This is a genomic window from uncultured Photobacterium sp. (genome assembly GCF_947039875.1).
Lineage (GTDB): Bacteria > Pseudomonadota > Gammaproteobacteria > Enterobacterales > Vibrionaceae > Photobacterium.
The window spans coordinates 1-12,773 of record NZ_CAMRAN010000018.1; the positions used below are offsets into that span (position 1 = coordinate 1).

A 12,773-nucleotide genomic window follows, 5' to 3' on the forward strand; every position below is an offset into this window, starting at 1 on the left:
TAACCGTTACTGTTGGCTCACAAACGTACACCACCACAGTGCAAACGGGTAATACGTGGACAGTGAATGTTCCGGGTAAAGTACTGGTTGATAATGGCGGACATGAAGTTCAGGCGTCGGTAACGACGACGGATGTTGCGGGTAACACAGCCACAGCGAATGCCGATCATCCATATACCGTCGATACTACGATTGCGGCAACAATCACAATCGATAATATTACGTCAGATGACGTGATTAATGCAGCGGAAGCCAAAACAGATATTCCTGTCCACGGTACAGTGGGTGCAGATGTTCAAGTTGGCGATATCGTCACAGTTAAAGTTGGCGATAATATATTTCATACAATAGTAAAAGAAGGCAATGTTTGGAGTGTATCCATATCTGGTTCAATTTTAGTTAATGCAGATTTAGATACTGTTTTTGCAAGTGTTGCCGCTCATGATAATGCAGGCAATATTGCTGTTGCTGATACTTCTCATGATTATAATGTGAGTCACATTAATGCTGTTATTACTATAGATCCAATTACTGGTGATAATATTATTGATGCTAAAGAATCAAGTCAGACAGAACCTTTCCTTATTACGGGCTCTGTTAGCGGTGATGCTAAAGTTGGTGATATTGTTGAAATAAAAGTTGGTGATCAAACTATATCTACGCATGTTATTTCAACTGCAGATGGTCTGGGCTATTCGACATCTATTGATGTTACAACGCTTGATGATTTAATTAATCAAAGTAATAATCAACATTTAGATATTTCAGCAACAGTACATGTTTCTAATCAGTATGGTGACACCGCTAGTGCAGAAATTAGCGAAGTTATTACTGGTAGTGGTCTTGTTGAAGAATATGGCAGTGAATCAAATACTATCACTGGTTCTGCTTTTAATGATGTTTTGTTTGCTGATGATTCATTACCCGTGGCAGTTAATCAAGATGTCGCTATTGTTTTAGATTCTTCAGGCTCAATGAGAGATTATATAATCTCTAGAACTGATTTAGGATTAAGTTCTGATATAAAAGAGATTCAAATTACAGTAAATGGATACAATGATCATTTACCACCAATTATTTATAATGTTACAGCTTCAGAGTTAGAGGCGGGGTATCATTTTTCTTATAATGATTTTTTAACAGCGAAAAATATTACTTACTCTGTGGATGGTGGTGATGTAAAACCACTTGATTTTACTAATATGCCAGATCGTGCTTTTTATGCAAAAGAAGCGATTGAAACATTAGTTAATGAAATGATCACTGATCAAATTCTGCATCCAGAAAGACACTTAGGCGCCGATGGGATTAATTTAATTGCATTTGCTACTGAAATTAAAATAAATGCTAATTTTTTATGGGACGATAAAGAAAAAACATTTCTAAATAGCGAACATCAAACAGTCAAAGATGTATTAGATAAGATTGATTTTTCAGGTGAGAATAATTTTGAAGAACCATTAATTGATGCGCTTAGCGGTTTCAAAGAAGGTAGCAAAAATGCCATGTTTTTTATTAGTGATGCTGATCGCTATGACCCATTAAATTTGAATAAAATTATTGCTGAAGTTGGAGAGCAGCATTTAAAAAATACACATCCACAAATTGTGACTGTTGGTGTTTCTACTGATTATACTGGTGATATTTTACAAAATATTGCTTCCTTAGGTGAAGATTATAAAGCAAATAATACTGGAGATAGCCACTTCATTAAAGTGGTTAACCTTAGTGATTTAAATGATATTTTCTTAGCTGAGGCAGATAAAATCACTGCAGGTAATGATACGGTTAATAGTGGTGATGGTAATGACATTATAATTTCAGATCTTATTGATTATGATTGGTTAGATGCTCAAATAGATCACCCTGTTGATAATCATCATAATATTATTGGATTAATTATTGATGCGGCGTCTCAAAAGCTTGGACATGAAATAACAAAAACAAGCACTGAATTTTATGATTATGTAAAAGATAATATTGATCAGCTTACTGGAGGAGACCAAGATTTTTATGGTAATGATATTATTAATGCTGGAACTGGTGATGATTTAATTTACAGTGGCGGTGGCAATGATATTATCAATGGACAAGAAGGTAATGATATAATTAATTCAGGGATAGGTGATGATGTTATTTATACTGGACAAGGTAATGATACAATAAATACTGGTTTAGGTGATGATACAATCATAATTTCTAAAGCTGCTCAAGGTGAAAGTTTTTCTACAACAATAGAAGATTTTTCTAAAGATGATCGAATTGATTTATCAGAATTCCTTGATAAAGATACAAGTATAGATAATATATTAAATAATATAACATCGGCATCAATAAAGAATGATTTATTAACTATTGACTTTAAAGGTAATGATAAGTCAATAAGTATTGAGCATATTAGTCAAAGTTATAATGATTTGGGTTCGTCTACAACAGATATTGTAACAAGCTTATTTAATCATAATGTATTTACGCCTGATATACATTAATAAGCAATAAAAATAACAACAAATACGTTCCTTTTTATTAAAGGAACGTGTTTTATTAACTATTAAGAATAATTAAATATGATTTTAAAAAAGACGCTGCTTTCATCGTTAATCTTGCTCACTCTTTCTGGCTGTCATGATGGCGATGGTGATAACGAATTAATTTCGCAAATACCTAAGCCGGAAACGCCGAATATTAAACCTAAAGATCCCATTATTGATTTAAAACCAGAGAAACCTATTTTTAATACTCAAGGTATTATTAACGGTATGGCTGGGCAATCAATTCATGGTCAAATTACAGCATCCGATAAACAAGGGGCTGCGATTATATATACCTTGTCAAATAATCCTAGTTGGTTAACTATTGATGCTCATACTGGTAAATTACTAGGTATTCCTGGACGAAATGATAATGGTCGTTATACTGTTACAGTAACAGCTTCTAATGGTAGTGTTTCTAGTCATCTTCAGATTAATGTAGTTATTAGTGATAGTAATCACGTACCTATTATTAAATCACCTGTGACTCAGACAATTGTTGTAAATACCCCTTTCTCTGTCGGAATAGTAGCAAAGGACAATGATGGCGATCGATTAACTTATCGTCTTATTAATGGACCTTCTTGGGCTAAAATTGATGCCAATAATGGTTTAATTTCAGGTCAACCAACAGTGTTAGGTAAACACCCACTAAATATTCAAGTTTCTGATGGTAAAGCAAAAGCTTTTGCATCAGTTATTATTGATGTTGTGGTAAATCCAACACCAATGATCTTGATGCCATCATCAATGACAGCTCAAACTCGGCATCTTTTTAGTAAAAAAATAGCCGCTAAAGATCCTAATGGTAAACAACTTCGTTATTCAATGTCAGGTCAACCGAGTTGGTTACACTTGAATCCTAATACCGGTGTTATTTCTGGTACACCAGGTATTAATGACGAGGGACATTTTTCTATTCTTATTTCTGTATCAAATGGAAAAGAAACAGTTACTAAGCAATTATCATTAACTATTAATGATGCAAATCATGCTCCTGTTGTTAATACTATTCCAGATCAAACCGTCATTGTAGATCAGAATGCGTTTATACGAATTGTTGCTCGTGATAGTGATAGCGACAACCTTATATATTCTTTAAACAATTCACCTTCATGGTTAAAAATTAACCCTAAAACAGGTGAACTATCTGGCACACCAATAGCGGCGAATATTGGCTCTAGCTTGATCCAAGTAATTGTTAGTGATGGTAAAGCTAGAACAGAAAAAAGTTTTAACTTGAACGTGCTTATTGATCCCACCCCCGTTTTTTCAGGAATGATGACATTTAATGCTTTAACACGTCAAGATTTTACGGCTAAAATAACTGCAACAGATCCAAATAATAAACCATTAACTTATGCATTATTAAATGCACCGGAATGGTTGAAAATAAATCCTAAAACAGGTTCTCTTAGTGGTAAGCCGGGTGTCGATGGTGCCGGTGATTTTAGTATTAATGTTACTGTTACTAACGGTAAAGAACTACAATCTGAAAAAATCTCTATACATGTTAAAGATGGTAATAAAGGTGCAAAAATTGATGCCGTTACTAAACAAACAATTGTAAAAGGGGATGCTTTCAGCGTTCAAATTGTAGCCGTCGATTCTGAGGGTGATAATTTAACTTATCGTTTAGCCAATGCGCCAACTTGGTTTAACATTAACAGTAGCGGTTTATTGCAGGTAAATGCTAGCGATGAGGTTCTAGGTAACTATACAATTCAAGTTGTTGTTAATGATGGTCGATTAGATAGTGTACTTAATATTCAAATAGACGTTGTGGTCGATCCAACACCAATCATTAATTCTACTGAATTTACTGCTCAGACTCGCCAAATTTTTCAAGCTCAAATCAAAGCAACGGATCCAAATAATAAGCCATTAACTTATAGTTTATCTGGTCAGCCTACATGGCTAATAATAAATCCTAAAACGGGTGAAATATCAGGTCAGCCAAGCGTTAATGATGCTGGGACGGTGAGCTTTACTGTTACAGCTACCAATGGAACACAAAAAGTAGACCAACCTATTCAGTTAACAGTAGTCGACGCTAATAATGCACCGATATTTGAGCCGGTAACGCCTCAATCTGTTATCGCTGGTGATATGTTAAATATCCTAGTAAAAGCAACAGATAAAGAGAATGATTCGCTTACTTATAGTCTAAAAAACAAGCCGTTATGGCTTAATATAAATCCGCTATCTGGCTCTATTTCTGGTACGCCAACAGAGAGTGATATTGGTGATGTAACAGTAACAATTGTAGCTTCTGATGGTTACAAAGAAAGTACGTTGCAGGTTGTTGTACATGTTGTCGTTGAGCCAACGCCAATAATTACTATGCCTGAAGCGTTAACTGGCGAAACGCGCAAAGCTTTTAATGTAAAAATTGTAGCGAGTGATCCAAATAATAAAACACTGACTTATAGTGTGTCGGGTAATCCAAGTTGGATGCATATAGATTCCGCTACTGGTATTTTATCAGGTACACCTGGTCGTGATGATGATGGTGAATCTATAATTTCAGTGGCGGTGTCAAATGGAGAGCAACACGCAACATCTGTTATTAAAGTTGTCATTGAAGATGCGAATAAAGCACCAGTATTAACCTCAATTGCAGATCAAACAATGACTGCTGGTAAAGTGATAGATATTCAAGTTATCGCAACAGATGCAGATCAAGATCCATTAACTTATACCGTTACTAATGCTCCAGCATGGTTAAATATTAATAGTAAAACAGGTGTTATTACAGCAGCTCCAGAACTTGATGTAACCGGTGATTTTATTATTACTGTCACAGCAACAGACAGTAAATTATCAAGTACTACAACGCTAAACCTTCATATCAAACAGGGTCAATTTGATATAACAACGGTGGTTTTAGGTGGTGGCAAAATAACGCCTACTCAAGTAACCGTTGTTGCTGGCGACAGTGCTACATTTACGATTAGTCTTGATGGTAAAAATAAAGTAAAGAGTATTACAGGGTGTAATGGTGTCCTTACTGATAATAAATATGTAGTTAGTGACGTACAGGCAAACTGTCAGATTAATGCTAATTTTGAAGATGTAGGTTATATTCCACCTGAAGCGTTTAATACTAATGATTTTCCAAGTGATTTAAGTGGAAATTTAGAGGCATCACTATTATTTGCTCAGAATCATGTTATTCCAGCAAAATCTCATATTGATGGTGATGTTCATCAGCATCTTATTGGTGAGCGTAAAACATTAGTAATGCTAAAACCCAAAGATCCTAATTTTGATGAAGCTATTCCATTGACAATGACGGGATATGATATTGATGGGAATGAATTAGGTACATTAGCACTAGATCGTCCTTATAAATTACCGCCAATTTCTGGCGTTATAGACCCTAAAATTAGAGCTGAAATTAAGTTTGATCCTGCAATGACGATTGATTCATTGCCTCAAGTTAATACCAATAACTTGAGAAGTAATGGTAATTATCTTGCCGAGCAGATTGCTAATTCTGAGAAGGGTGTATTAATAAAATTAGCCGATGGTTATTTTACTCGTACAATTACTTTAAAGGCTGATAAGGCCCTAAACGGTAAGGTTGTGATTATTTCCTCGACTGCGGGTTATACTTCAACGATTAAGGGTAGAGTTGCAACAACGATTAGTAATGGGCAAACATTATATTTTATAAATGTAAACGGTGTCTGGTACGCGAAATCAGATGTTGAAGGTAGCATTAATAAGGTAGCTTACGGCCATGGTTATTGGACTACAACCATGCCTGCAGAATGGTTACATTATGGCTTACGTTTGACTTTTAATCATGATAATAATGAAGGTCAATTTAGCGATACTAATGTCGGTGCACCGACCGTTATTTATATGAATACGATTGATATTGGTATGCTAACCCAACGTCATGATAGCTTTGAATTTGCTAAAGACTCTGAGTTACCGCGTGAATTTTATCAAACATTACCAACAAGTCGTTTAGTGGTTAGTCGATATCAAGGCATGAATTTTGATGAAATTATGATGCCAAATGGTGATCTTTATACTGATCATGCACCTGATGACGGTGGGTGGCAAGCGGGCAGTATGCGTGGTGATATCGCTAAATCGTTGATTTCTATTGGTATTGATTCTGCTAACTATGGTTTTAATGCCTCAGCTGGACCAGAACAAAATGGTCATGATAGCTACTTAGCTAGAATGATGACAGCACATACCTCTATCGGTAAATATAATAATGGTGATATAGACCATGGTGGTTCGGGTGGTGGCGGTATTATTACCTTAACCGGTACGGTTGGTAATGAAATGAGCCATGAAGCAGGGCATGGGCTTGGATTAGGTCATTCTGAAGGTGGTGTTCTTAGTATTCAACATCCAGCTGATCAGGTTGACTCAACTTGGGGCTGGGATAGTAAAAAGAATCTGTTTGTTCCGAACTTTGAACAAGGGCAATCGAATCAACCTGTCTGTTTTGGAAGTGATGAAAATAAACAATGTATCGAACCTTGGCATAAGCATAGATTTGGCCAGGATGCTATGTATGGTGGTTGGGGAAGTATGTACCCTGATAACCGTTATACAATGTATACCCCATATTCAAGTGCAAAAATTCAACGAAATTTAGAAGCAAATATGGTGTTTTCAGAGTCATCACCAACAGGAGCCTTAAAATGGAATTCAACCACGCATAAGATGGAGCCATTTAGCTATAAGATCACTATAGCAGATATGTTGACAATTGGTGGTAGTACATTAGAAGCAGAAAGTGATGATGCTGCTTTTATTGCTAAAAAGTTTGCAACGATTAATGCTATTTACGTGGTGTCTGGAAACCAGAATTGGACGGGTGATATTATACTTCCTGCTGCGGAAAATGTTCCCGTTGGTAGCATACTACGTATAAATCATGATGCGCTTTGGGCTTCGAATTTCCATATAAATGGTAAAACAATTACAAATCCGCATAATCTAACGTATCGTTCAAATGGTACTATATGGGTTGAAGATAATAGTTTCAGCACAGAAATCTCAAAGAAAGCAACACACTTTGGTGTTCCAGTGTCAACACTTCTTGGATATTACGATCCAGAACAAAAGTTGCAGAGCTATATTTATCCAACATTCCATGGCTCTCGTGGTTATACATATGCTGATGACAAAGAATATATAACGCCTAGAAGTTGTCATCTTGATGTTGATTTAGCAAATGGTGAGACATTAAAATATTGGTTACCAGCGACACGATTAAGTAGCAGTGTGATGAATAAATTTCATATTAATATTGCAGAGTCTGATAATCCTATTAATGCGACAGTTATTTGTGATGGGACAACATTAGCAACGAGAGCTGTCTCTAAGCCGGAACCGGGGTTGATTCAAACTGTTGATGGTGAGAAATTAACGAAGACAATCAGTTAATTGCTAGAAAATAATAAGTAAATATATTTAAGGGGAATAACATCATTGATGCTATTCCCCTTTAATTATTTCAGGTTTTATATATTACATTTCACTGTAACACTAAGTACAACGGTGCGATTAACGCAGTTGGTATACTTGACCTTCTTTATCTGCTTTAACAGCAGCAAAGCTTAATACGAATGGACCTTGTGCTTGGACATTTGCAGGTAATGTTTGAATCGCTTGTTTTGCTTCTTCACGGGTTGCGTAATTACCGTAAATAACAGCATACCAGTTACGACCTACTGCATGTTTCCAGTTAACCCAAATTGGTTGATCGCTAGCGATGGGCTGAAGGTAACCGCGTAGGTTACGCTCTTCACTTAAGGCTAAAATTTGAACAGTAAAGTGTGACGGGTTTATATCGCCAAATGCTTGATCGTTAGTCATTGACTCTTCATCAGCAAGATGCGCATCATCATTATTAATATAGTCACTGTCAGTAGCAGTATCTTTATTGATATCGTCACTATCTGTAGCTGGTTCGCTAGTTTCTGGTATGGCTTGTGCTTGCCTACATTGAATATTGTCATTATCAATTTTTGATGGTAATAGGTAACCTGAACTACAAGGGCTATCAGATGATGCACAACCAGATAATGCGAATAAACCTAATACAACTGCTGCCTTTAATGGATGAGATGTCATTGTTTTCTCCGAAGAATATTTAATAATTTGTAAATGTGGTAGCAGTATTCATGACTTTTCATGACGCAAATATCACTATTAACAAATGTCTTTATAATTAAAATGTATTGTAGCGAAAAACGGCATAAAATTTACATGATAATTACGGATCAATGATTAAATGTATGTTTTTTAATCAAGTTAGCCGTGGTAAATGAGAATGCTTTATATTCTCTTAGATAATTGATGCACGAAGAGGGCATATATTTTTTTACTCTTTCATAGAGGGAAACAGTATTTTTTAAAGCTTAGATTGTTAGTTAACATATTAATAACAAGTTGAGTTTTTAACTGGAGCATTTTATGAAAGCAAGACTACTCAGAATACATGATCGTAATCGCCTGACAATGGCAACGGTTATTGCAATGTTATTGATTACGGTTTCTTTAGTCACAACGGGGATCATCAGTGCATTATGTGATTTAAGTGCATTTGCGATTTTATTGACTGTTCTATGGTTAAAAGCGAGCGAGTCAAAGTCCAAAAATAGATCTTATGAACAATTAATCCCTTCAGCCAAAATAAAAATTGAGCCCTAATAAATAATTATTCCTATAGTAAGTTTAACAATCTTAAGAGGTATAACTACTCAAATCAAAAACAATCACGCAACAGTTTAGAAAACTAAATCAAACATGTGGTTAATTAATTGTTTATATTAATACTTTTATTGATATATATTTTAATAAATTGTGATTAGGTGCTAATTATTGCTTCTATATAAACTTTATTATCAGCACGAATTTTTACTGAATATTACATCAGTAATGTAAACGCTGTTATTAGGGAGTATAGATGTGTTTATTATTGAATTTTTGATTGTACTTGTATGTATCTTAGTAGGTGCTCGAATTGGTGGTATTGGTTTGGGTGTTATGGGGGGGATCGGCCTTGCGATTCTAAGTTTTGTTTTTGGTTTGCAACCAACCAGCCCACCGATTGATGTAATGTTAATGATCATGGCTGTTGTTGCTGCTGCTGCTGCAATGCAAGCGGCAGGCGGTCTTGAATATTTAATTAAAATTGCGTCAAATATTCTGCGTAAAAACCCTCGCCACATTACCTTCATTGCGCCGTTAGTTACCTATATGTTTACCTTCTTAGCAGGTACTGGTCATGTTGCTTATTCAGTGCTACCTGTTATTGCAGAAGTAAGTCGCCGTAGCGGTATTCGTCCTGAGCGTCCATTAGGTATGGCCGTTATTGCTTCACAGTTTGCGATTGTTGCAAGTCCTATTGCTGCTGCGGTTGTGGCATTAGTTGCTTTCCTAGAACCACAAGGGATTACATTAGCAGACGTGTTAATGGTTACTATCCCAGGTACTTTCTGTGGTTTAGCCTTAGCATGTGTTGTGGTTAATAAAATAGGTAAAGATCTAAAAGACGATCCTGAATATCAACGTCGCATGCAAGATCCTGCTTTCCGTAAAGAAATGGAACAAGAAGTAAAAGTAGAAGAAATTGTTATTAAGCCAGAAGCAAAGAAAGCGGTTGGCCTGTTTTTATTTGGTGCATTAGCGGTTGTTATTATGGGGGCATTTCCATCACTGCGCCCTAACTTTAATGGTTCAGCAATGGGCATGGCACATACGATCGAGATCGTGATGCTAGCTATTGCGGCATTAATCATTTTGATCTGTAAGCCTGACGGTAACGCGATTACGCAAGGATCTGTTTTCCATGCCGGTATGCGTGCGATTGTAGCGATTTTTGGTATTGCATGGTTAGGCGACACATTTATTGCAGGTCACAGTGAAATGGTGAAAGAGGCCGTGTCTGGCTTAGTCGAAGTCGCCCCATGGACTTTTGCTTTTGCATTATTTGGTTTATCAGTGATGGTTAATAGCCAAGGTGCAACAACTGCTGTGCTGGTACCAGTAGGTATTACATTAGGTCTACCACCTGAAGTGATTATTGCGACATTTGTTGCGGTTAACGGGTACTTCTTTATTCCTAACTATGGTCCAATTATTGCTTCAATTGATTTCGACCGTACTGGAACAACTAAGATTGGTAGTTACATTTTTAACCATAGCTTTATGATCCCTGGTTTATTAAGCATGGTATTTAGTATTATCTTTGGCTTTATTTTTGCAAGTTTTGTCTTGTAATAAGTTTTATAAAAGCGTTTGTAAAAAGTACAGTAAAATATAAAGTGAATTAATAAAAACCTCTATATCTTCATGTTGAATATTGAAGAATAGAGGTTTTTTGTTTTTAAAGACTGAAGATTACGTTGTCAGTATTTTTAATCGTATTTAAATTTACTGGTTTAAGTAAATAGTATTGCCTTCTTTGATGGTTTCGACAATCTTAATATTTTTAATTTTTGTTGGTTCAACAGTCAATGGATTGTTATCAAGGATAACCATATCAGCAAGTTTCCCGACTTCAAGAGACCCCTTATTGATGTCTTCGTTATATTGCTCTGCGGCCCAAATAGTCATCGCTTTTAAACCTTCAAGTGCTGTGATACGTTGTTTTTCACCGATAACTTGACTATTTCGTGATAACCGATTGACAGCAGATGAAAGCATCATCATTTGATCTAATGGTGCTACAACAAAGTCAGTATGATTGGTTGGGCGTAGTCCGATATCAATCGCATCTCGCATTGGGCTAATATAGTCGGTCTGCTTTTGGCCTCGGTTTTTAAGATGAGCATCTGCAAAATAGTAGGTATGTAAGGTATAGAAAGAAGGGCGGATCTTATATTCTTTAAATTTATTCAATTGCTCTTTACGAGAAAATTGTGCGTGGATCATTGTAATGTTACGATTTTTAGTTAGATCACCATTGGCTGCAAATTGGTGTGCTTCAAAAAAAACGTCAATAGCACCGTCACCGTTGGCATGCAGATTTAAAGGAACATTTAAGTCATAAACCTTTTTAACCATTTTATTTATCGTCTCTTGGGGGAAGGTTAATTCACCCGTCCAATTTTCTTCACCACCCGGACCACCTGTTAGGTAAGGTGTTGTAAATTTAGCTGTACGTCCCTGAGGAGATCCATCAATCGTTACTTTAACCCCGCCAACTTTAAAGCGGTTATGGTATTGCTGCCATTGTTCAACAGGGTATTCTGCCAAAATTTTATCAAGATCGGTAATAAATGGATAAGCAATAACATCGATAATATTTACGCCAGCATCAGAAGCGCGTTTTATTACTTGAAATTGATCTAAGTGAGTTGCACCTTCATGAGCGGTAGTTATTCCATTTTGAGCATACAGCTTTTGACCAGCTTTGGTGGCAGCTATCTCTTGTTCGGGGGGCATTTTTTCTGCTTGTGCTACTACTGGAAGATAAGCGGTTTCCATGATTAAGCCATAAGGTTCATTGGTACCTTGTTTGCGAATGATAATACCACCAGCAGGTGTTACTGTTTTATCACTGTAACCATATTTTTTCAAAGCGAGACTATTCAATACTGTCCCATGCATGGAAACATGATCGATACGAACTGGGTTATCAGGAAAAACTTTATCTATATCATCACGATTAAGTAAACGGCCATTTGGCATCACAGTATCATCATAGCCATAAGCAATAATCAATTCGCCCTTAGGGATCTTATGTCCATCAGCATATTGCTTAATAGCGGCAAGAATGCTGCCAACATCTTTACCTGTACCTGATGGTGGCGCATAAACTTGAGCTTGGTTAGCAACGAGTAATGAATTGAAATAATGGCTATGAGCATCGATAAATCCTGGTAATAAACTCTTCCCGTTTAAGTCTATTAGTTTGGTGTCTTTTGATTTAAAAGTATTATTAATTATATTGGTATCACCCACACCTATGATTTTTCCATCTTTAACCGCAATTGCTTGGACTGATGGTTGATTATCGTTCATAGTAATAATATTACCGCCACTATAAATAGTATCAGCACTAACGGTAGGTTCTTTCTCATTACAACCTATAACAAACAATGATGAGATTAAGGCTGACATTACTTTTAATTGTGGAATTTTCATAAAATACATCCATATAACGAAAACATAAATATTGTTAACTATTACGCATATTGGTAGCACTAATAAGCTTTTAATTCTCAAAATTAAGATAAAATTGTTATCGTAGAGATA

6 protein-coding genes are annotated in these 12,773 nt (G+C 35.9%); 4 read left to right on the forward strand and 2 right to left on the reverse strand.

The genetic code is table 11. From position 1 onward, the window contains the following. On the forward strand, positions 1-2,489 hold a 2,489-nt coding region (locus tag Q0V26_RS08200), incomplete at its 5' end, for an Ig-like domain-containing protein (protein ID WP_297480464.1). 78 nt (positions 2,490-2,567) lie between these two features. Continuing rightward, positions 2,568-7,952 (forward strand): putative Ig domain-containing protein, encoded by a 5,385-nt coding sequence (locus Q0V26_RS08205; RefSeq protein ID WP_297480466.1) that lies wholly within the window; start codon positions 2,568-2,570, stop codon positions 7,950-7,952. 120 nt (positions 7,953-8,072) lie between these two features. Here the strand turns inward: Q0V26_RS08205 and Q0V26_RS08210 are convergent, their stop codons facing one another. Beyond that, entirely contained in the window at positions 8,073-8,642 is a 570-nt protein-coding gene (locus tag Q0V26_RS08210) for an SPOR domain-containing protein (RefSeq protein ID WP_297480469.1), read from the reverse strand. A 342-nt stretch (positions 8,643-8,984) separates the two neighbouring features. Between Q0V26_RS08210 and Q0V26_RS08215 the strand changes: the two genes are divergently transcribed. Beyond that, on the forward strand, positions 8,985-9,221 hold the full coding sequence (locus Q0V26_RS08215) for a hypothetical protein (protein WP_297480472.1): 237 nt from the start codon (positions 8,985-8,987) through the stop codon (positions 9,219-9,221). A gap of 258 nt (positions 9,222-9,479) precedes the next feature. Then, positions 9,480-10,793: an anaerobic C4-dicarboxylate transporter gene (locus Q0V26_RS08220; RefSeq protein ID WP_297480473.1), complete on the forward strand. Its 1,314-nt coding sequence runs from the start codon at positions 9,480-9,482 to the stop codon at positions 10,791-10,793. A gap of 153 nt (positions 10,794-10,946) precedes the next feature. On the opposite strand, the gene Q0V26_RS08225 is transcribed toward Q0V26_RS08220, so the two are convergent. Then, on the reverse strand, positions 10,947-12,662 hold the full coding sequence (locus tag Q0V26_RS08225; protein WP_297480476.1) for an amidohydrolase: 1,716 nt from the start codon (positions 12,660-12,662) through the stop codon (positions 10,947-10,949). Positions 12,663-12,773 lie beyond the last annotated feature (111 nt).

Excerpts from the sequence above, each read along its gene's own strand:
- Q0V26_RS08225 (WP_297480476.1), bottom strand. The coding sequence starts at position 12,662 with ATGAAAATTCCACAATTAAAAGTAATGTCAGCCTTAATCTCATCATTG.
- Q0V26_RS08215 (WP_297480472.1), top strand. The coding sequence starts at position 8,985 with ATGAAAGCAAGACTACTCAGAATACATGATCGTAATCGCCTGACAATG.
- Q0V26_RS08210 (WP_297480469.1), bottom strand. The coding sequence starts at position 8,642 with ATGACATCTCATCCATTAAAGGCAGCAGTTGTATTAGGTTTATTCGCA.
- Q0V26_RS08205 (WP_297480466.1), top strand. The coding sequence starts at position 2,568 with ATGATTTTAAAAAAGACGCTGCTTTCATCGTTAATCTTGCTCACTCTT.